This window comes from Sulfuriferula sp. AH1 (genome assembly GCF_002162035.1).
GTDB lineage: Bacteria > Pseudomonadota > Gammaproteobacteria > Burkholderiales > Sulfuriferulaceae > Sulfuriferula.
Genome location: NZ_CP021138.1, coordinates 197,413 through 216,534 on the forward strand (window position 1 = coordinate 197,413; position 19,122 = coordinate 216,534).

The following is a 19,122-nucleotide window of genomic DNA, read 5'->3' on the forward strand; positions in this document are numbered from 1 at the left end:
TATCTGCTTCTGAATATTGAAATGATGCGGCTTGCCTTGCTTTCGGCATGATAAGGTAAAACATGCTTTGCCGTAAAAAAATCGGCATGTGTCATGGCTTTGCTGTTGTGCTGCGGCAGCAAATCTGCGTTACTATCGCAGTACCCGCTTTCGTGTTGATGAGTTCCATGTCTGTCGCATATTACATAAAACTGCTGCTTGAAGTCATGTTGCCGATGGTATTGCTGGTCGCGGCCGGAGCCGTCTGGAGGCGGTCATTGGGGGCCGAGGGTGTGCGGCTGGTGCGCGGCTATATTTCGACCATTACCATCAATCTGTTCGCCCCGGCCTTGCTGTTCGCTGCGGCTGCGAGCGCGAACATCACTGCGGCATTGCTGTCAGTACCGTTATTGGTGATGATGAGCGTATTGTTCGGTTTCGGTGTGCTCTACTTCCTGTTGTTCCACACCGGGCTGGGCGCGCACCTGTCAGGAACCACTCGCGCCGGCCTGCTGTTATGCGGCATCTTCGGCAATGTGCTGTTCATGGGCTTTCCACTGCTGCATTTCCTGTTCGGCGAGGAAGGCGGGCGTTACGCCGCTTTTGCCGATATGGGCGCGGCGACGCCGTTATTATGGAGCCTGGGTGTCTGGATCGCGATAAGGCTGGGGGGGCAGGTGTCGCATCAGGGCAACCCGGTCAAGGCATGGCTGATGTTGCCGCCGGTATGGTCGTTTCTGGCCGGAGTGATGGTAAGTCTGATGGGCTGGGAATTCAACCCCATTATCAGTGCCGCCCACTTCATAGGGCAGCCGACGGTGCCGGTGATGCTGCTCATGCTGGGCTTGTCCATTCCGTGGAGCCAGCTGGCGCCGAACCGGGCGGTACTTACTGTGGCCACGTTCAAGCTGCTGGCGTTGCCGATGGTGGCCTGGGGTGCATCGCTGCTCTGGTTTGGCACCTTGCGCGATGCGCAGGTTGCGGCTGTCATCGAGACCGGCGTGCCGACCATGCTGATGGCATTGAGCGTAGCGGATCGTTACCAGCTTGATGTGGAGATGGTGGCGCTGACCATCGCCTGGAGTACGGTGCTGTTTTTATTTACCCTGCCACTATGGCTTTGGGTACTTATCCGATGAGTTTGACGCGACTGATTCAGCGGCTTTACGGGATCGAAAAGCTCGATCAAATGTGTGTACAATTCGATGCGGCGGAAATCGCGCGCTTTCATGCCGGTCAAGGCGGTATTCGACCCTCAGGGTTGACTGAATCCGGGCAAGGCCAACCCGACATCCCCGTTTAACAGTGTAAAGGAATTCAACATGAGCCTGATTATCCAGCCCAATGTGGCGCCCAGTGAGCCAATCGACAAACGCGTTACCCTGAAGACCAAAATGGGTGAAATGGTCAGCGCGGAATTTTCCCTGCAAGATGAAAACGGCCGCCCGAGCGCGGCGGAATACATCGATCATCTGTATAAATCGATCAAGGAAAAGCTGGGCGAAGTGGTGATTGCGCAATTGGGCGATGGCGCCGATGTCTACAATGTAGCTGAAATCAAGAAACAGATACTCTACATCGCTGCGTTTCATGACTCCATGTTCGGCACCTTTAACCGTACCAGCAAGCTGCCGGAGAACGAGCGTAACGATTTTATCGAGATTTTCCTGCTGGCCGTGGCGACGCTGATTCCCGGGCGCAATATACTGGTGGATCTGTCCAAAGGCACGGTCGGCGAAGGCGCCGGACTCAACTGACGCATCTGCTGCACTCATTTCAATTCGGCTGTTAATAACATTATGCATTTACATATTTTGGGCATTTGCGGGACTTTCATGGGCGGGATTGCGGCGATAGCGCGGGCCGCCGGACACAAGGTGACAGGCTGCGATGCCAATGTCTATCCGCCGATGTCCGACCAGTTGCGCGAGCTGGGCATAGACCTGATCGAAGGTTTCGACCCCGAACAGCTCGAATTGAAGCCGGATGTATTCGTCATCGGCAACGTGGTGACACGCGGCAACCCGCTGATGGAAGCGATCCTCGATCGCGGCCTGCCTTACATCTCTGGCCCGCAGTGGCTGGCGGAAAACGTGCTGCGTGACAAATGGGTGCTGGCGGTTGCCGGCACGCACGGCAAGACCACGACGACGTCGATGCTGGCATGGATACTCGAGGACGCGGGCCTGCATCCGGGCTTTCTGGTCGGCGGCATCCCGCAAAATTTCGGCATTTCCGCGCGTCTGACCGAGCTGCCGTTCTTCGTGATCGAGGCCGACGAATACGATACGGCATTCTTCGACAAGCGTTCCAAGTTCGTGCATTACCGCCCGCGTACGGTGATCCTGAACAATCTGGAGTTCGACCACGCGGATATTTTCCCCGATCTGGCCGCCATTGAAACCCAGTTCCACCATCTGGTGCGCACCGTGCCCGGCGCAGGGCTGGTGATCGCCAACGGCAACGAAGACAGCTTGCGCCGGGTGATCGCGCGCGGCTGCTGGACGCCGGTGGAATGGCTGGGGGGCAGCGATGGCTGGACTGCGCAAGGCGGCGAATCCGAGTTCAGCGTGTATTTTGACGGTGTGAAACAGGGCGAAGTGGCATGGTCGCTGATGGGCGCGCATAACGTGCACAACGCGCTGGCGGCGATTGCGGCGGCACGCCATGCCGGGGTTTCGGCCGCGGTCGCCTGCGAGGCGCTGGGGCGGTTTGAAAACGTCAAGCGCCGCATGGAAGTGCGCGGTGTGGTAAATGACATCACCGTGTATGACGATTTCGCCCATCATCCCACTGCGATTGCGACCACGTTAGGCGGTTTGCGGCGCAAGGTGGGCTCGGCGCGGATACTGGCCGTGCTGGAACCGCGTTCCAATACCATGAAGCAGGGCGCGATGAAAAACGCGCTGCCCGCCAGTTTGCGCGACGCCGATGCAGTGTTCTGTTATGCGGCCAATCTGGGCTGGGATGCGCATGCCGTATTCGCCGAAATGGGCGCCAGGGCACAAGTCCACGAAGATCTGGATAAGCTGGTCGCCGCCATTGTCGCTGCTGCCCGTTCCGGCGATCAGATACTGGTGATGAGCAATGGCGGCTTCGGCGGTATTCACGAGAAGCTGCTGCACGCATTAACTGCAGCAGAATAACCTTATAAAAATCATGGTGTTTATTTGGGCGGTTCCAAGATAAAATCGCATTTTTATTCTACCAACAGGATGTTTATGCAAAAGCCGACTTTCACTTCTTTCATGCCGCCGCATCGCACTTTAATGGGCCCCGGGCCTTCCGATGTGCCGCAACGAATTCTGGACGCGATGGCGCGTCCTACCATCGGTCACCTCGACACTGCCTTCGTCGACATGATGGAAGAAATGAAAGTATTGCTGCGTTATGCATTCCAGACCGAGAACGCGCTGACGATGCCGGTTTCCGCTCCGGGTTCTGCGGGCATGGAAATGTGTTTTGTGAATCTGGTCGAACCCGGCGAGAAAGTCATCGTCTGCAAAAATGGCGTATTCGGCGGCCGCATGCTGGAAAACGTCAAGCGTTGCGGCGGCATTCCTGTGCTGGTGGAAGATGCCTGGGGCGCGCCGGTGAGTGTGGACAAGGTCGCCGCGGCGTTTGCTCAGCATCCTGATGCCAAGGTGCTGGCTTTCGTCCATGCGGAAACGTCGACCGGTGCCCGTTCTGATGCGCAGGCATTGGCTGCGCTGGCGCATCAGCACGGCGCGCTGGTGATCGTCGATGCGGTTACTTCGCTGGCAGGCATCCCGCTACTGGTTGACGAGTGGGAACTCGATGCAGTGTATTCCGGCAGCCAGAAATGCCTGTCCTGCACGCCGGGGCTATCGCCGGTAACGTTCAACGAACGCGCGATCGCCAAACTGAAATCGCGCAGCACACCGGTGCAAAGCTGGTTCCTGGATCTGAATCTGGTGCTGGGCTACTGGGGCAGCGCCGGCAAGCGTACCTATCACCATACTGCGCCGGTGAATACCCTGTATGGCTTGCACGAAGCGCTGATCCTGCTGACCGAGGAGGGGCTGGAAAATAGCTGGGCGCGCCATGCCCGCAATCACGAAATGTTGCGCGACGGGCTGGAAGCGCTGGGCCTGATGTTCGTGGTGGACAAGGAATACCGCCTGCCGCAGCTGAATACCGTCACCATTCCTGAAGGCGTGGACGATGCAGCGGTGCGTGCCCGTCTGCTCAACGAGTTCGATCTGGAAATCGGCGCCGGCCTCGGCGACCTCGCCGGCAAGGTTTGGCGTATCGGTCTGATGGGGCATTCCAGCCGCGCCGAGAATATCGATTATTGCCTGTCGGCATTGCATAAGTCGCTGACTGCGTAAGCGTTGTCAGCTTATTGGCGGGGCTGGCTGGCGTGAGTCAGTCGGCTCCGTTGTTTTTCAGGTCTGGTTCTTTTCCAGTTCCGCGACCAGCTTCGCCATCAAATCGCGGCCTTTGCTACTCATGCCGCGAGTCAGCACATTGACATCGCGTTCGCCATGCACTAGCCGGCGCAGACCGCCGCCCAGTTTCGCCATGTCGCCGCCAGCCTTGACCATCTGCTCTGCCATGTTGGCGAGCGCAGATAACGCTGCCGCATCACCGTTGGTCGAAGCCTGGATCATCGCGGCCAGTCCCGGCGCAGCAGCATTGGGGTCGGCGGTCTGCGCGGGGTCGGGCAAGGTGGCCGGGTCCTGGATACCGCGTAGTATGGCCTCGACAATAATGCGCTCGTCGTCGTCCAGTTCGGCGTAAATGCCGCTGTCGCGGCGCCCGGCGATAATCAGGCGCAGGGCTGCCACCAGTTTGCCCCAGCCCTGCTGTTCGGCTTGTGCCAGCATGGGTTGCAGCTGCGGCGTCAATTGCGGTTGGGCGCATGCGGTGGCGACGCCGTGAATGAAGGCGGCGTAGGTCTGGATAACTTGCTGGGTGCGATCGGGTAAGGCCATGCCGGATTCCGTAAAAAATTAAACTGCTGCAATTGTACGCTGACTCGGCACATTCGCCATGTGCCAGGCTGCGGGAGCCCATTGCCAGAAGGCCTCCAGTGTATCGATCTCCGCAGGCGGCGGATGACTGAGTGTGTGCATGGCATGGCGCAGCGCGGCAAGCGGCTCGGCGGTCGTCAACGCCGGCGCCAGCGTCTGCTTGGAGAGTTTTTGCCCTTGAGCGTTAACCAGTACCGGCAGATGCGCATAGCCTGGTGTGGGCAGCTTGAGCAATTGCTGTAGATAGATTTGGCGCGGTGTGGAGCTGAGCAGATCGGCGCCGCGCACGATTTCGCTGACGCCGAGTTCGGCATCGTCGACGACCACGGCGAGCTGATACGCAAACAGGCCGTCCGCGCGGCGTAACACGAAATCGCCGATCTCCGATTGCAGGCGTTGGCATGTCTGCCCCTGTATCAGGTCGTTGAAGCATATCAAGTCATCGTGGGTGCTGATTCTCAGGGCGCGCGGTATCCGCCCTTGGGCCAAACCCGGACGGCAGGTGCCGGGGTAGACCGGCCCATCTATGCCGTTGATGCTGGAATCGGTGATTTCGCGGCGGCTGCAGGCGCAGGGATAGATTTTACCCGTCTGCTGCAAGCGTTCAATCGCATTCTGATAAGCCGGCAGTCGCCGGGATTGATATACGATCGGGCCATCCCATTCAAAGCCGCAGCGTTCCAGATCGCGCAGGATGTCGTCGGCGGTACCGGGCGGGCAGCGCGGCGTATCCAGATCCTCGATGCGTACATGCCACTGTCCGTGCCGGCTGCGCGCCTGCAGATAGCTGCCGAGCGCCGCAAGCAGCGAGCCTGCATGCAGTGCGCCGGTTGGCGATGGGGCGAAGCGGCCGATGTAGGGAGACTGCGTTGTCATACGCGGTATTCTTGCAGAAGCTTAACCTGGTGCATGATACGGTCTGATTGGCTACATATCCAGCGCAATCTGCTGTAGCTGCGTCTGATCGCAGGAGAGGCTGACGTTGATGACACCACTGACCAGGCCCCTGCGCCGAAAGTCGGCCATGATGCGGCTGGCTGTTTCCGTGGTAATGCCCAGTATGCTTGCCATTTCTTCCCGCCCCAGCAGTTCGCAATATACTCCGGTGCTGGTGCTCTCCAGGAACAGCAGCAGTCTCGCTACTCTGGCCTCGGCGGTGCCGGTGGAAAAATCAGTAATAAACTGATCGGCTGTGTCCAGCTGCTGTTGCATGCGCATGATCAACTGCCGTTCCAATTCCGGATGCTGCTGTTTAAGCGTGTGTATCACTGCCATCGGGATGCGGCAGATTCTGACTTCGGTCACCGCAATGGCGCTGTGGCGGTAAGGGAGATTCTGCATGGCCTCCAGACCGAGCGTATCGCCTTGGCGCAATAGACGCACAGTACGCAGGGTGCCATTCGGCAATTGCCGAACCAGTTTGATCTTGCCCTGACGGATGGAGAATAGCGCGCCATCCCTTGCCCCGGCCTTGAATAGGGTCGTGTGCGCAGGGTAACTGACGTTGTCTATGGCGATGCGGATCTGATCCAGCGCGCTGTCCGGCAGGTCGGCAAATAACGTCTGGCTGCGGATAGGGCACTGTGCGCAATTTGCACGACCTTCCACAACCTCGTTCGGGACTTTCGGTCTGTTTACATCTGTCTTCATTTGGCCTAACCGATGTTCGAGCGCAGTTGGGTGGGATATTGCAGCAGAAATCAGGGATAGGACGATCTGCAACAGGCTTCATGGCATAACACGCAAGTTCGGCTCATATAATATTGATTATACATAAACTCGACCAAGGCTGACTGGATTGTCAGCTTTGGTCGCGAACCTGCGCTTAAACTGGCCACAGGCTCAGACCTCAGCCAGCTGTGCGCTGCGCATGAACTGTTGTTGTGCCAGCTGGTAGAAGGCCAGCATCTGCTGTGCCATTTGCGGTGCGCTCCAGTCCAGCGCATGTTGCCGCGCTTCGATGCTGAGACGGGCGCGTAGTGTGCTGTCCGTCAATACTTCCTGCAGTGTGGCGGCGAAGGCCACCGGATTGTCTTCGGCCACCCGGCATCCGCGTCCGGCTGTCAGGATGTCGCGCGTACCCATCACCGCCGTCGAAACCACGGGGACGCCCAATGCCATGGCTTCAAGCAGGACCAGGCCCTGGGTTTCGGTGCGCGAAGCAAAGACAAAGGCGTTGCCGGCGCAGTAGCAGGCAGGTAATTCGGTGGCGCGTTCCAGATAGCCGACAAACAAAACATTGGCAGCAAGATTCAGCCCTTCCACTGTTTTGCGTAATTTGGCTTCCGCCGGGCCTTCGCCGGCGATAATCAGGAGCACGTCGGGAATGCTGTGGCGCAGTTGCGAGAGCATGAGCAGCAGGAACTCGATGTTTTTTTCGAATGCGACCCGACCGACATAAACGACTACCGGACGCTCTGGCGCAATGCCGTGTGTGCGGCGGAAGCCGTCGGGATCACAGTGACTGAAGTCGGACAGTTCTATCCCGGTCGGAATGATTTTGCTGAAAGCGCGCACGCCGTAACGCTTCAGGGCTTCATCCATCGCAATTGATGGCAGCACCAGACCATCGACCTGAGCGCACTGGCGTCGTGAAAAATGACGGGCCGCATAGCGCATCAGGGCTTTGGGCAGAAAGGGAATGTAATGGTAGAGATATTCCTCGAAAAAGGTGTGGTAAGTCTCTACACAGGGAATATTGAAAGCCTTGGCCAGCGACAGACCGGTGTAATGCGCAAGGAACGGGGTATGGATATGCACCAGATCGAAGGATTGTGCGGACAGCATCTGCGGCAGGGCTTTCAGCGATTTCAGCGACATCAGCCGGTCTTCGGGGTCCATCAGCACCGGACGTCCATTGATGCGTACGATGTCGTCTTCGGGCGCTTCGCCCATGTCATAGGCAGGCGCTACCAGCGTTACCGTATGTCCCAGTGCCTTTAATTCCCGGCGCAGCGTCATGATCGAAGTGGACACCCCGTTGACTCGGGGGAAATAGACGTCGGAAATCATCAAGATATTCATGCTCTGGCCCAATATGTTAGTTGTATTGAGTTTGTAACAAAATAACGTGACGGGCGTGTGACAGTCGTTACTGGCTGAGGTATATTGGATCATGACCTTAACCTCCTTGGATGTTGTTCCGTCACTATGCCCGCGTACCCGCCAGAAGCAAAAGAAAAAGCCGCCCTGGAAACGACTGTGCCGGACTTCGCAGTAAAAACGGCTGACATGTGGCATCGCGGTTCGGCATGGATACTGGGGCCGTTGATGATAGGTCTGGTTGCCGTAGCACTGGCTACGGCGAGCAATTATGTCAGCCAGCTCAACATGGCTTTGTTTCATGCGTTTTTCTTTGCCCCACTGCTCATCCTGCCATTGGGTTTTGTAGCGCTGACTTACGTCAGTCGCCGCTATTTTTCGGGTACTCAGGGCAGCGGCATACCGCAAACCGTTGCGGCGATCAATGAAACCGATGATGCCAAAACCAGTCATTTGCTGTCGATACGGATTATGATAGGCAAAGTCATGCTCACGATAGGCGGATTGGCAGTAGGCGCATCCATCGGTCGTGAGGGGCCGACCGTGCAGATTGGCGCTTCCATCATGCACATGTTTTACAAGCGCGGCCCGTTCCAGGATGTCGAGCAGCGCCGGATTCTGCTGCTGGCGGGCGGCGCGGCAGGTATTGCAGCTGCCTTTAATACGCCGCTGGCCGGGATCATGTTTGCGATCGAAGAACTGAGCAAGCATCATGTGTTTAATGCGAACAGTTCTTCCCTGGTCACGGTTATCGTTTCCGGCCTGATTTCGCTGGCTTTGCTGGGAAACTACACTTATTTCGGCTCGTCTGGCGCCAATCTGGAATGGAACTCAGGCGTTTCGACCATACTGATTTGCGGAGTGGTCGGAGGTATGGCTGGCGGCGTGTTCAGCCGTTTGCTGATAGCGGCATCATTTGGCACCACCACGCGCATGGCCGGGTTTATTCGCCAGCGGCCGCTGGCTTTCGCAGCGTTGTGCGGGCTTGGGGTCGCCCTGCTGGGTTTGGCAACGGATCATCTGGTGTTCGGCACCGGCTATCAGCCGACTCAGGCGATGCTGGAAGACAGCGGCAGCTTGCCATGGTATTTCGGCATCGCCAAATTGCTGGCGACCTTGTTGTCATCGATGAGCGGTATTGCCGGTGGCGTATTCGCACCTTCATTGGCGGTAGGCGCCGGCGTCGGCGATAATCTGGCGGCGTTGCTGCCTGTATCGTATGCACCCCATAGTGCCATCGTTTTGCTGACGATGGCGGCCTATCTTTCCGGTGTGACACGGGCACCGGTGACTGCCTTTATCATCATGATGGAAATGACGGACAGTCATCACATGCTGCTGCCGCTGATGGCCACTTCGGTAGTGGCCAGTGCCATGTCCAAGCTGATTTCGCCCACACCGCTGTATCACGCCCTTTCGCAGAAATTTCTGCTGCAACGATAACCGGTTATCATGCTGTTTGACATCCGGTGTTATACAATCGCTGGATACCATAAATGTTAACTTATATCTGAATCCGCCATGCTTCATCTCACGCTACGACAGTTGCAAGTATTCGAAGCGGTCGCTCATCATTTGAGCTACTCGCGGGCGGCACGCGAGCTGCATTTGTCGCAACCGGCGGTATCCATGCAGGTAAAACTGCTGGAGGAAAGCATCGGTTTGCCCTTGTTCGAACAGCTGGGGAAAAAGATTTTCATGACCGAGGCCGGACGGGAAATGTTCCATTACAGCAAAGCCATCGCCGAGCAATTGCGCGAGGCCGAAGCGGTATTCGAGCAGATGAAAGGCCTGGATCGTGGTGAGCTGAAGATCGCGGTGGCATCGACTGCCAACTATTTTGCGACGCAATTGCTGGCGCATTTCTGTCAGGCGCATCCGCAAGTCGTGGTGCATCTGGATGTCACCAATCGGGCCGATTTGCTGAAGCAGCTGGAGCAGAATGCACTGGATCTGGTGGTGATGGGACAGCCGCCGGAAGGCCATGACCTGGTAGCCGAATCGTTCATGGAAAATCCGCTGGTGGTGATCTCGGCACCGAATCATGCGCTGGTAGGTGTGCCGCAAATCCCGGTGGAACGGTTGGCCGAGGAGGCGCTGATCGTGCGTGAAGCGGGGTCGGGAACGCGCAGTGCATCGGAGCGCTTCTTTCAGCGTCATGGCGTGGCGCCGCGTACCGGTCTGGTGATGAATACCAACGAAGCGATCAAACAGGCGGTACAGGCCGGCATGGGGCTGGCCGTGGTGTCGCTGCATACCGTGTCGCTGGAGTTGCAGGCGGGACGTCTGGCGGTGCTGGATGTGGTCGATTTTCCGATCCGCCGTCACTGGTTTGTCGTGCATCGCCGCGATAAGCGGCTGTCTGCAGTGGCATTGGCGTTCAAGCAGTTCCTGTTGGCGCAGGGATCGGGCGCGGTATGATCGGGGCTTTTGCGCGCCGGATTTACTTGGTGTGTTTCAACGCCATGGTCGCTACCTGCACGCGGTTTTTCATACCCAGCTTGTCCATGATATTGGACAAGTGATTGCGCACCGTGTTTTCCGACAGGTTCAAACGCACGCTGATGGTCTTGTTCGGCAAGCCTTGCGCAACCAGTTCGACGATTTCGCGTTCACGGGGCGACAGGGTGTTGAACACATCCTGTTTCAGTTCGCCGCGCGCCAGCTTTTGCATGATATGGGTGGGCAGCATGCTGTTGCCTTGTGCTACCGACTGGATGGCGTGCACCAGCTGTTCGGGTTCGGTGGTTTTGAGCAGGTAGCCGTCGACGCCGTTGGCAATGGCCTCACTGATGTCTTCATCCGAGCTCGCGCTGGTGAACATGATAGTGCGGATGCCGGCGTGCTTGAGTTCGGCAATCAGACTCAGGCCGTCGCCATCCGGCAGGCTGCGATCCAGGAGCGCAATATCGGCTCGCCCGCCATTGCCGAGCCATGCGCGAACCGCTGCAATATCGGCGCATTGTTCTGCTACTTGCAAGCCCGCAGTATGCTCAATGAGTCGCGCAGTACCCAGTCGAGTGAGCGGATGGTCATCGATCAATACAATGCCAATGTTCATGCAGCCTCCTAATCATATAATTTTTATGCATCAGCGCAACGCCGTAAGTGAGCGTTATCAATCCTGATTGTAACGGATAAACGCCATATATATAAAGTCATGGCGTACGAGATGGTTTTATAACGGCAATTTTCGCGGCTTGTGCGGCGCGTTGGCAAACAATTTATCATACAGCGGGCGTGGCAGTGCGCGCAGTAATTTGGCTGTTACTGCCATTTGCCAGGGTATCGTGGCATACGTGCGGCGCTTGCTGATGATGCTGGCGATCCTGGTCGCTGCCTGGTCGGCGCTCATGATGAACGGCATGCGGTAGGGGTTGACGGCGGTCATCGGCGTCGCGATGTAGCCTGGATTGATGGTAGTAGCCTGCACGCCGCTCCCGGCCAGCTCCACTCGTAATGATTCCATATAGGTGATCAACGCCGCCTTGGAAGCGGAATAGGCGCCACCGCCAGGCAAGCCGCGGATGCCGGCGACGCTGCCTATGCCCGCCAGCGTACCGTGTTGCGCTGCACGCATGGGCCGGATGAACGGCTGGAATGTCGTTACTGTGCCCAGCACGTTGGTGTTCATGACGGCCTGGAATACTGCAAGATCGTCAGCGTGTTCGGTCAAGGTGCCGACGCTGATGCCGGCAGCGGCAATGACGATATCGGGTACGCCTGTCCGGGTGATGAAATCGGCTGCCGCCGAGCGCATCGCAGTGCTGTCGCAGACATCCAGTGCATACGCGGTGGCGTTGGGGAGTTCTGCGCAGTGTGCTTCGAGTTTGTCCTTGCCTCTTGCCGCCAGGCCGAGGATGGCGCCTTGGGCAGCATAATGCCGGGCCAGTGCTGCGCCTAGCCCGCTCGATGCTCCGGTGATGAAGACGCGTAACGGCAAGATTTATCTGGCGTGACGTTTGTGTTCTTTGCGCGCCTTGACGATGAGCTCATCCAGCGTTTTGAACAAGGCAGCTTCGCTGCCGGTCATGGATTCGGAGGTCACATATTTGCCGTCGACCACAAAAGACGGCACGCCGCTTATCTTGGAATCGACGGTGAGCTGGTTGGCCCGCAATACCTTGCTTTGCACGCCAAATGACTGATAAGCCGCGATGAATGCCTTGCGGTTCATGCCGACTTTGGCTGCCCAGTCGAACAGTACGGCGTCTTTGCTGACATCCAGCCCATCCACGTGGATCGCATTGAACAAGGCATCATGATACTTATTGACGACGCCCAAGGCTTCCATGGTGTAATAGACTTTTGCCAGCTGCGCCCACGAGTCGTTCAGTACGGCGGGTATACGGCGCATCGCCACGTCTTTGGGTAATTTTTTCAGCCAGGCATTGAGTCCGGGTTCAAGATGGAAACAATGCGGGCAGCGATACCAGAAGAACTCTGCGACTTCGATCTTGTTGCCGCTATCCGTACCCAGCTCGGGGGCGAGCACCTGATAGTCAAAACCTTCGGTTATCGTTGCATGAGCAGCACTTACCGGCAACAGGGTCGCCAGCAACATACTGCAAGCCATTACTATATTGCGCATACCTATCATTATTGCGGTCTCCTTAGTCCTGGTTCGGCTTTGATTGTATCGTCTCGTTTTGGTTCTTGACCTTGACCAGCGTTGCCGGAATGTTGTTTTGCGTCAGGCTGTCTCGGGTTTTATTGGCTTCGTCCATTTTATAAGGACCAAGACGTACGCGGTGCCATATGCCCTTATTCGGGATATCTACTGTCTGGATCGAGGCTTCAAATCCCATTAAAGCCAGGCGCGCCTTGAGATTGTCGGCATCCTCGGGATTCGGGAATGCGCCAGCTTGCAGATAATACAGCTCGTCAGCCTTGGGTGTCTGAGCTTGTTTGGTTTGCTGATTCGCGACGCCGGTCTCGTTGCCCGGCAATATCTTGTAAAAATCGAAACGCGGTTTGTCGGTGCCATCGGGTGCAGTCGCGTTTGCCAGCGGGTCGACTATCTGTTTGCCTGATTTGGAAGACTTGGTAGCGGATTCATGTTCCGGCGCCTGCTCCCGGGACGAAAACGGATTGTTGCGGCCCAGCCATACCGCCACGGCCACTGCGACAGCGAGGCCGACCAATACCCCGATCAGGATGCCCGGCCAGATCGAACGGCCGCTTTTTTTCTTTTCGGACGGACGGGATTTGTAATCGCGCGCCATGTTGATCTCCTACATTTGTGCCGGGCTGGAAACGCCCAGCAAGGTTAAGCCGCTGCGCAGCACTTCGCGTGTTGCCGTAATCAACGCCAGGCGTGCATGCCGCGTTGACGCGTCTTCCACCAGAAACTGTTCCGCATTGTAGTAGGTGTGCAGCGCGGCAGCGATGTCCTTGAGGGCATAAGCAATCGCGTGCGGCGCCAGATCGCGCGCCGCCATTTCCACGACGCCGGGGTATTCTGCCAGACATTGCAGCAGGTCGAGCTCGTAACGGCTGGTCAACGGGCTGCAATCCATCATCGTCAGGGCCGCCACATCGCCGCCCCACTGCGCCAGTACGCTGCAAATGCGCGCGTGGGCATACTGGATGTAATAAACCGGATTGTCGCTGGTCTGCGATTTTGCCAGATCCAGATCGAAGTCCAGATGCTGATCGGATTTACGCAATACATAGAAGAAGCGCGCCGCATCGTTGCCGACTTCATGGCGCAGATCGCGCAAGGTGACGAATTCGCCGGAGCGCGTGGACATCGAGGCCTTTTTGCCGTCGCGGTACAGCACTGCAAATTGCACCAGCGCCACGGTGAGTTTGTCCGGGTCGAGGTTGAGCGCCTGCAACGCGCCCTTGACGCGCGGGATGTAACCGTGGTGGTCGGCGCCCCACACGTCTATCATCCAGTCGAAGCCGCGTTCCAGCTTGTTGATGTGATAGGCGATGTCGGAGGCGAAATAAGTGTACTGGCCGTTCTCGCGCAGCACCACGCGGTCTTTCTCGTCGCCGAAATGCGTGGAACGGAACCACTTGGCGCCGTTCTGGGTGTAGATATGGCCGTTCTGTTCCAGCTGCGCGACGATACGTTGCACCACACCGGAATCGTACAGTGACTGTTCGGAAAACCATTCGTCGAATTCGACGCCGAATTCATGCAGATCGTTACGGCCATCGCCCAGCTGTTCGGTGAGCACGAAATCGTGCACATAGAGATAGTCTGCACCGAGCAGGGCCTTGGCATTGGCAATGAGCTGGTCCAGATACGCGTCGGGCGCTTCTGTAAAATCGGGTAGCTGTGCGGTCACATCTGCCGCCGCGCGCTGATAGCGATCGGCATGCTGGTCGAAAATCGTCTGCGCCATGGCGATGACATAATCGCCCTGATAGGCGTTGGCCGGGAAGGTGATGGTCTCGCCGCACAGCGCGAGATAGCGCAGCCAGGTGGAAATGGCGAGGATGTCCATTTGCCGGCCGGCGTCGTTGACGTAATATTCGCGGGCGACGGTGTAGCCCGCCGCCGCGAGCACGTTCGCCAGGCTGGCGCCATACGCTGCGCCGCGGCCATGACCGACATGCAGCGGGCCGGTTGGGTTGGCGGAGACGAATTCCACCTGCACCTTCCTGCCTGCGCCCAGCTGGCTGCGTCCGTACTCGGCGCCCAGGTGCAGAATGTGCGGCACGACCTGCTGGTGCGCCTTGGGTTGCAGGAAGACGTTGATAAAACCGGCGCCTGCGATCTCGGTCTTCGCTACCAGATCCGATGCGGGCAACGCGGTCTGGATCAGCGTTGCCAGTTCGCGCGGATTGCGTCGCATCGTTTTCGCCAGTTTCATCGCCACGCTGCACGCATAATCGCCGTGTGCCGCATCGCGCGGGCGCTCCATCTCAATCACGACGTCCGTTGTTGCGGCGGAAACCTGATTTACCGCCTGAGTAAACAATGCAGTCAGATGGGATTTGATGTCTATATACGAAGTCAGCATGACGCAACCTATTTAAAAGATGCGCCATTATAGCTGGCTAGCGGTTAATCAACAAAATCCGACAGGCGGCCCGGGCACCCGCTTTTCATATTTCGAGCGGGTCGACATCCAGATGCCAGCGCAGTTTGCTAGTGCGTAGCGTGTAAATCGTTTCTATCCAGACGCCCAGAAATTGCTGCAGCGCCCGCCGGTTGGGCGACTGTATCAATAACAGCGCGCGTTCGACATTGGCTTTGCGCGTCATCGTCGCCGGGGTAGGGTCGAACAGGGTAACGGCAGCCGATGCGGGGGCGGCAGCTTTTGCCTGATTCAGAAACGTGACGGCGGCATCGATCTGTGGCGCTTCGGCGCGCAGCACGGCCTGGTGAATGAACGGCGGAAAGCCTGCCGCACGGCGTTCGTTGAGCAGGGTGCGAGCGTAGCCGACATAATCGTGGTGCTGCAAGGCCAGATAGAGCGGATGACCGACGAACTCGGTCTGGATCAGCACTTCGCCGGGATGTTGGGCGCGTCCGGCGCGACCGCTGACTTGCATGAGCTGGGCGAACAGGCGTTCGCTGGCGCGAAAATCGGGGCTGTATAACGCGCTGTCTGCGCCGATGACGCCGACCAGCGTGAGATTGGGGAAATCGTGGCCTTTCGCCAGCAGCTGGGTACCGACCAGAATATCCGCTTCGCCGCGGCGTATCTGCTGCTGCATCGCCGGCCAGCTGTCTTTGCGCCGGGTGCTGTCGCGGTCGATGCGCAAAACGCGTGCAGCGGGAAATCGCTTTTGCAGGCCTTCTTCCAGGCGCTGCGTGCCGAGGCCGGCCGGGGAAATGTCGATATTGCCGCAATCCGGACAGGCGTGCGGTACACGCTCGGCATAGCCGCAATGATGGCAGCGTAATTGACGTTCGCGCAGATGCACTACCAGCCGCGTGGAGCAGCGCGGGCAGCCGGCGGCCCAGCCGCAGGCCCGACATATCAAGGTGGGCGCGTAGCCGCGCCGGTTGATGAAAATCAGGCTCTGCTGTCCGGCGTCCAGTCGTCGCTGAATCGCGGCGGCGAGCGCTGGCGAAATGCCGTCTTCGGGTTTTTGTGTGCGCAGGTCGACCAGCCGTATCTGCGGCAGCGTGGCCGCATCGATTGCGCGCTGCGTCAGGCTAAGACGCTGGTAACGGCCGCTTTGTGCGTTATGCCAGGTTTCCAGTGCGGGTGTCGCGGAACCCAGCACGATCGGGCAAGTGCGCTGATGCGCGCGCATGATGGCGACGTCGCGCGCTGCGTAACGCAGTCCGTCCTGCTGATAAAACGAGCTGTCGTGCTCTTCGTCGATGATGATGAGCGCCAATGCCGGCAACGGCGCGAATACGGCCAGTCGCGTGCCCAGCACGATGCGTGCGCGTCCGTCCACTGCCGCCAGCCAGTGCTGCAGGCGCTCGCTGTCGGCCATGCCGCTATTCAGTGTGGCGATTTCAATATCCGGAAAACGGGCGCGAAACACGCCGGTCAGCTGTGGCGTCAGGTTGATTTCCGGCACCAGTATCAGGACTTGGCCGCCTTGTGCCAACACCGTCTGCACCAGATGCAAATACACCTCGGTTTTGCCGCTGCCGGTGACGCCGTGCAACAGGAACGGCTGGAATCTTCCCAGCACGGCGCTGATCTGGCTGACGGCTTCGGCCTGTTCGGCATTGAGCGTGGGCGCGGTATCGGCGCTGACCGGACTGGGGTTGAGTGGCGCGGGTTGACTGAGTTGCGTGGCCCAGCCCAGCTTCAGCCAGTGTTTGAGCGTCGTGCGGTAGCTGGCGCTTGCGGCTGCCAGTGCAGTTGCGGAATATGCGGCGCCATCCTGCATGCTGGCGTACAGGGCACGCTGTGCATGTGCGCGCTGCGGCAGGGTTGCCGCAGCGGTCCGGCCCAGCGCGGTGAGCTGCCAGCTGTCGACGGTTCTGAGTGGAGGCGCTGGTGTGCGGCGCAATGCGGTGGGCAGCGCAGCAAGTACTGTGGCGCCGAGCGGGTAATGGTAGTAGTCGCTGCAAAAATGCAGCAGCTTGAGGATTTCTGCCGATAACAGCGGTGCGTCATCCAGCACGGCAGTGACAGCTTTGAGCTGTTCGCGCGGATGGGCGGATTCGCGGCTCAGCGCCAGTACCACGCCGACGAACTCCTTGCGTCCGAACGGCACGCACACGCGCCGCCCTACATCCGCCAGCGTGAGGGTGGGGGCTACATAGTCGAATAATCGCGGTATGGGCACATCCAGGGCGACCTGGGCTATCAAAGGCAACATGGGCGCAGTTTACCGCAAAAGCCGTTGCACTAACGTCACCAAACCTTCAAAAACGTTTCACGAAATTGACTTATGGCCGATGCATGATCATCATCATGAATGATGAACTCCTACTCCAGACTTTTATTCCGCGTCCACAGCCATTACGTATCGCTTTGGTGACGGAGACCTATCCACCCGAGATCAACGGCGTTGCGATGACGCTGGGGCGGCAAGTGATCGATTTGCAAAACCGTGGGCATCAGGTGCAATTGATCCGTCCGCGTCAGGGGAATACGGATAAAGCGATCAATAACGCGCAACTGGAAGAAGTGCTCAAGCTCGGCGTGCCGATCCCGCGCTATGCCGGCCTCAAGATGGGTTTGCCGGCCAAGGCGGCATTGGTGCGGCTGTGGCAATTGAAACGGCCGGATCTGGTGCATATCGCTACCGAAGGCCCGCTGGGATGGTCGGCGCTGGCTGCAGCACACAAGCTGCGCCTGCCAGTGAGTACTGACTTTCATACCAATTTCCACAGTTATAGCCAGCATTATGGCGTGGGCTGGCTGCGGCGCCCGATCCTGGCTTATTTGCGCAAATTTCATAACAAGGCCTGCGTCACGCTGGTGCCGACAGAGGGTATCCGCAGGGAGCTGCAAACGCACGGTTACCGCAATCTGGAAGTAGTGTCGCGCGGCGTGGATACGGCATTGTTTTCGCCGGCACGGCGCGATGAAGCGTTGCGCAAGAGCTGGGGTGCAGCACCGGATACACAAGTGGTCATTTATGTGGGGCGAGTGGCGCCGGAGAAAAACCTGCCGCTGGTGTTCAAGGCCTATACCGCGATGCATGCAGCCAATCCGGATAGCCGTCTGGTTATTGTGGGCGATGGCCCGGAACGCGATATCCTGCAGGCGCAATATCCCGATGCGGTTTTTTGCGGGATGCGCAGCGGCGACGATCTGGCCGCGCACTATGCGTCGGCTGATGTGTTTTTATTCCCCAGTCTGACCGAGACGTTCGGTAACGTTACCACGGAGGCGATGGCCAGCGGCCTTGCGGTCGTCGCTTATCAATATGCTGCTGCCGAGGCGCTGTTGCGTCATGGCGTAAATGGCATGCTTGCACCTTATGACGATGCGCAAAAATTCATCGCGGCCGCTACCGAGGTGGCGCTGGATCCGGCTCATGCCAGACAAATGGGCGAACGCGCGCGCCAAACCGCGCTATCCATTTCGTGGGATAGCATACATGACCGTTTCGAACGGGTGTTGCACGCCATAATCGACAAGGAAGATTGCCATGGAGAAATTGAGCTGGCAGTGGATGGGTGAATGCGAGGCGGGTTTAACCCAGCGCTTTAACCGCATCGAGCGTTATCCGGCCGTGGTGCAGGTTTTTCGCCTGGTCAGCCGTCTGGGCGACGGCGTATTCTGGTACACGTTGATGGTCGCGATGTATCTGCTTGCGGGCAAATCCGCATTGCCGGTCGTGCTGCAAATGATTGCAGCAGGGTTGACTGCGACTCTGATCTATAAATGGCTCAAGCATAAAACCTTGCGCCCGCGTCCGCATCAGCAGTTCGGCCATATTCATTGCCTCACTGCGCCTCTGGACCGCTTCAGCTTCCCGTCCGGGCATACCTTGCATGCCGTGACTTTCAGTCTGGTTGCGATTTATTACTACTCTGCCCTGGCCTGGCTGCTGGTTCCCTTCACGCTGGCTGTCGCCGCATCCCGCCTGATACTGGGGCTGCATTATCCGACCGATGTGCTGGCCGGATTCGTCCTCGGTGCGGCGGTCGCCAGCGCCTCGTTGTTCATCTTCTGAATTCGGCTGCCGGTCTCCGCAGGCGTGGCCCGGTCCGTGTCAA

19 protein-coding genes are annotated in these 19,122 nt (G+C 58.3%); 9 read left to right on the forward strand and 10 right to left on the reverse strand.

The window, feature by feature from the left end; genetic code table 11:
* Positions 1-62 precede the first annotated feature (62 nt).
* The 5 genes from CAP31_RS01070 (at position 63) to CAP31_RS01090 (ending at position 4,331) form a co-directional block, all read left to right on the forward strand.
* Positions 63-1,118 (forward strand): AEC family transporter, encoded by a 1,056-nt coding sequence (locus CAP31_RS01070; protein WP_087445842.1) that lies wholly within the window; start codon positions 63-65, stop codon positions 1,116-1,118.
* Positions 1,115-1,282: a hypothetical protein gene (locus CAP31_RS14890; RefSeq protein WP_189836628.1), complete on the forward strand. Its 168-nt coding sequence runs from the start codon at positions 1,115-1,117 to the stop codon at positions 1,280-1,282. The genes CAP31_RS01070 and CAP31_RS14890 overlap by 4 nt, the downstream gene beginning before the upstream one ends.
* A 19-nt stretch (positions 1,283-1,301) precedes the next feature.
* A complete protein-coding gene (locus CAP31_RS01080; protein ID WP_087445844.1) occupies positions 1,302-1,736 on the forward strand; it encodes a hypothetical protein in 435 nt (144 codons plus the stop codon).
* A gap of 42 nt (positions 1,737-1,778) precedes the next feature.
* Complete coding sequence (gene mpl / locus CAP31_RS01085; RefSeq protein ID WP_087445845.1) at positions 1,779-3,125, forward strand: UDP-N-acetylmuramate:L-alanyl-gamma-D-glutamyl-meso-diaminopimelate ligase; 1,347 nt, start codon at positions 1,779-1,781, stop codon at positions 3,123-3,125.
* Positions 3,126-3,200: 75 nt separating this feature from the next.
* Positions 3,201-4,331 carry an alanine--glyoxylate aminotransferase family protein gene (locus tag CAP31_RS01090; RefSeq protein ID WP_223247315.1) on the forward strand — a complete coding sequence of 377 codons (1,131 nt, stop codon included), beginning with the start codon at positions 3,201-3,203 and terminating at the stop codon, positions 4,329-4,331.
* 57 nt (positions 4,332-4,388) lie between these two features.
* On the opposite strand, the gene CAP31_RS01095 is transcribed toward CAP31_RS01090, so the two are convergent.
* The 4 genes from CAP31_RS01095 to CAP31_RS01110 form a co-directional block, all read right to left on the reverse strand.
* The gene (locus CAP31_RS01095) at positions 4,389-4,937 is read right to left on the reverse strand and encodes a hypothetical protein (RefSeq protein WP_087445846.1); all 549 of its coding nucleotides are present in this window, start codon (positions 4,935-4,937) and stop codon (positions 4,389-4,391) included.
* Positions 4,938-4,955: 18 nt separating this feature from the next.
* Complete coding sequence (gene gluQRS, locus CAP31_RS01100) at positions 4,956-5,852, reverse strand: tRNA glutamyl-Q(34) synthetase GluQRS (RefSeq protein ID WP_087445847.1); 897 nt, start codon at positions 5,850-5,852, stop codon at positions 4,956-4,958.
* A 51-nt stretch (positions 5,853-5,903) separates the two neighbouring features.
* Positions 5,904-6,626 carry a Crp/Fnr family transcriptional regulator gene (locus tag CAP31_RS01105; RefSeq protein WP_087445848.1) on the reverse strand — a complete coding sequence of 241 codons (723 nt, stop codon included), beginning with the start codon at positions 6,624-6,626 and terminating at the stop codon, positions 5,904-5,906.
* Between the two features lie 192 nt (positions 6,627-6,818).
* Positions 6,819-8,000: a glycosyltransferase gene (locus CAP31_RS01110; protein WP_087445849.1), complete on the reverse strand. Its 1,182-nt coding sequence runs from the start codon at positions 7,998-8,000 to the stop codon at positions 6,819-6,821.
* Between the two features lie 177 nt (positions 8,001-8,177).
* On the opposite strand from CAP31_RS01110, the gene CAP31_RS01115 reads away from it, so the two are divergent.
* Both CAP31_RS01115 and CAP31_RS01120 read left to right on the forward strand, forming a co-directional pair.
* A complete protein-coding gene (locus CAP31_RS01115) occupies positions 8,178-9,461 on the forward strand; it encodes a chloride channel protein (RefSeq protein WP_223247316.1) in 1,284 nt (427 codons plus the stop codon).
* Positions 9,462-9,539: 78 nt separating this feature from the next.
* On the forward strand, positions 9,540-10,439 hold the full coding sequence (locus tag CAP31_RS01120) for a LysR family transcriptional regulator (RefSeq protein ID WP_087445851.1): 900 nt from the start codon (positions 9,540-9,542) through the stop codon (positions 10,437-10,439).
* Positions 10,440-10,461: 22 nt separating this feature from the next.
* Here CAP31_RS01120 and CAP31_RS01125 read toward each other — a convergent pair whose 3' ends face one another.
* The 6 genes from CAP31_RS01125 to CAP31_RS01150 form a co-directional block, all read right to left on the reverse strand.
* On the reverse strand, positions 10,462-11,079 hold the full coding sequence (locus CAP31_RS01125; RefSeq protein WP_087445852.1) for a response regulator transcription factor: 618 nt from the start codon (positions 11,077-11,079) through the stop codon (positions 10,462-10,464).
* 117 nt (positions 11,080-11,196) lie between these two features.
* The gene (locus CAP31_RS01130) at positions 11,197-11,961 is read right to left on the reverse strand and encodes an SDR family oxidoreductase (RefSeq protein WP_087445853.1); all 765 of its coding nucleotides are present in this window, start codon (positions 11,959-11,961) and stop codon (positions 11,197-11,199) included.
* Between the two features lie 3 nt (positions 11,962-11,964).
* A complete protein-coding gene (locus CAP31_RS01135; RefSeq protein ID WP_223247317.1) occupies positions 11,965-12,609 on the reverse strand; it encodes a thiol:disulfide interchange protein DsbA/DsbL in 645 nt (214 codons plus the stop codon).
* Positions 12,610-12,631: 22 nt separating this feature from the next.
* Positions 12,632-13,243 carry an SPOR domain-containing protein gene (locus CAP31_RS01140; protein WP_087445854.1) on the reverse strand — a complete coding sequence of 204 codons (612 nt, stop codon included), beginning with the start codon at positions 13,241-13,243 and terminating at the stop codon, positions 12,632-12,634.
* Positions 13,244-13,252: 9 nt separating this feature from the next.
* Entirely contained in the window at positions 13,253-14,995 is a 1,743-nt protein-coding gene (gene argS / locus CAP31_RS01145) for an arginine--tRNA ligase (RefSeq protein ID WP_087445855.1), read from the reverse strand.
* An 85-nt stretch (positions 14,996-15,080) separates the two neighbouring features.
* Positions 15,081-17,270 carry a primosomal protein N' gene (locus tag CAP31_RS01150; RefSeq protein WP_087445856.1) on the reverse strand — a complete coding sequence of 730 codons (2,190 nt, stop codon included), beginning with the start codon at positions 17,268-17,270 and terminating at the stop codon, positions 15,081-15,083.
* Positions 17,271-17,365: 95 nt separating this feature from the next.
* Here CAP31_RS01150 and CAP31_RS01155 point away from each other — a divergent pair, with 95 nt between their 5' ends.
* Together CAP31_RS01155 and CAP31_RS01160 are read left to right on the forward strand one after the other, a co-directional pair.
* Positions 17,366-18,583, forward strand: coding sequence for a glycosyltransferase family 1 protein (locus CAP31_RS01155; protein WP_087448197.1), 1,218 nt, complete (start codon positions 17,366-17,368; stop codon positions 18,581-18,583).
* Positions 18,552-19,079 carry a phosphatase PAP2 family protein gene (locus CAP31_RS01160; protein WP_087445857.1) on the forward strand — a complete coding sequence of 176 codons (528 nt, stop codon included), beginning with the start codon at positions 18,552-18,554 and terminating at the stop codon, positions 19,077-19,079. The genes CAP31_RS01155 and CAP31_RS01160 overlap by 32 nt, the downstream gene beginning before the upstream one ends.
* Positions 19,080-19,122 lie beyond the last annotated feature (43 nt).

What these genes read in the sequence shown, in the direction of transcription:
- CAP31_RS01095 (WP_087445846.1), bottom strand. Translation starts at nt 4,937, where the DNA reads ATGGCCTTACCCGATCGCACCCAGCAAGTTATCCAGACCTACGCCGCC.
- mpl (WP_087445845.1), top strand. Translation starts at nt 1,779, where the DNA reads ATGCATTTACATATTTTGGGCATTTGCGGGACTTTCATGGGCGGGATT.
- CAP31_RS01140 (WP_087445854.1), bottom strand. Translation starts at nt 13,243, where the DNA reads ATGGCGCGCGATTACAAATCCCGTCCGTCCGAAAAGAAAAAAAGCGGC.
- CAP31_RS01155 (WP_087448197.1), top strand. Translation starts at nt 17,366, where the DNA reads ATGAATGATGAACTCCTACTCCAGACTTTTATTCCGCGTCCACAGCCA.
- CAP31_RS01090 (WP_223247315.1), top strand. Translation starts at nt 3,201, where the DNA reads ATGCAAAAGCCGACTTTCACTTCTTTCATGCCGCCGCATCGCACTTTA.
- CAP31_RS01080 (WP_087445844.1), top strand. Translation starts at nt 1,302, where the DNA reads ATGAGCCTGATTATCCAGCCCAATGTGGCGCCCAGTGAGCCAATCGAC.
- CAP31_RS01105 (WP_087445848.1), bottom strand. Translation starts at nt 6,626, where the DNA reads ATGAAGACAGATGTAAACAGACCGAAAGTCCCGAACGAGGTTGTGGAA.
- CAP31_RS01110 (WP_087445849.1), bottom strand. Translation starts at nt 8,000, where the DNA reads ATGAATATCTTGATGATTTCCGACGTCTATTTCCCCCGAGTCAACGGG.
- CAP31_RS01160 (WP_087445857.1), top strand. Translation starts at nt 18,552, where the DNA reads ATGGAGAAATTGAGCTGGCAGTGGATGGGTGAATGCGAGGCGGGTTTA.
- gluQRS (WP_087445847.1), bottom strand. Translation starts at nt 5,852, where the DNA reads ATGACAACGCAGTCTCCCTACATCGGCCGCTTCGCCCCATCGCCAACC.
- CAP31_RS14890 (WP_189836628.1), top strand. Translation starts at nt 1,115, where the DNA reads ATGAGTTTGACGCGACTGATTCAGCGGCTTTACGGGATCGAAAAGCTC.
- CAP31_RS01120 (WP_087445851.1), top strand. Translation starts at nt 9,540, where the DNA reads ATGCTTCATCTCACGCTACGACAGTTGCAAGTATTCGAAGCGGTCGCT.
- CAP31_RS01125 (WP_087445852.1), bottom strand. Translation starts at nt 11,079, where the DNA reads ATGAACATTGGCATTGTATTGATCGATGACCATCCGCTCACTCGACTG.
- argS (WP_087445855.1), bottom strand. Translation starts at nt 14,995, where the DNA reads ATGCTGACTTCGTATATAGACATCAAATCCCATCTGACTGCATTGTTT.
- CAP31_RS01135 (WP_223247317.1), bottom strand. Translation starts at nt 12,609, where the DNA reads ATGCGCAATATAGTAATGGCTTGCAGTATGTTGCTGGCGACCCTGTTG.
- CAP31_RS01070 (WP_087445842.1), top strand. Translation starts at nt 63, where the DNA reads ATGCTTTGCCGTAAAAAAATCGGCATGTGTCATGGCTTTGCTGTTGTG.
- CAP31_RS01150 (WP_087445856.1), bottom strand. Translation starts at nt 17,270, where the DNA reads ATGTTGCCTTTGATAGCCCAGGTCGCCCTGGATGTGCCCATACCGCGA.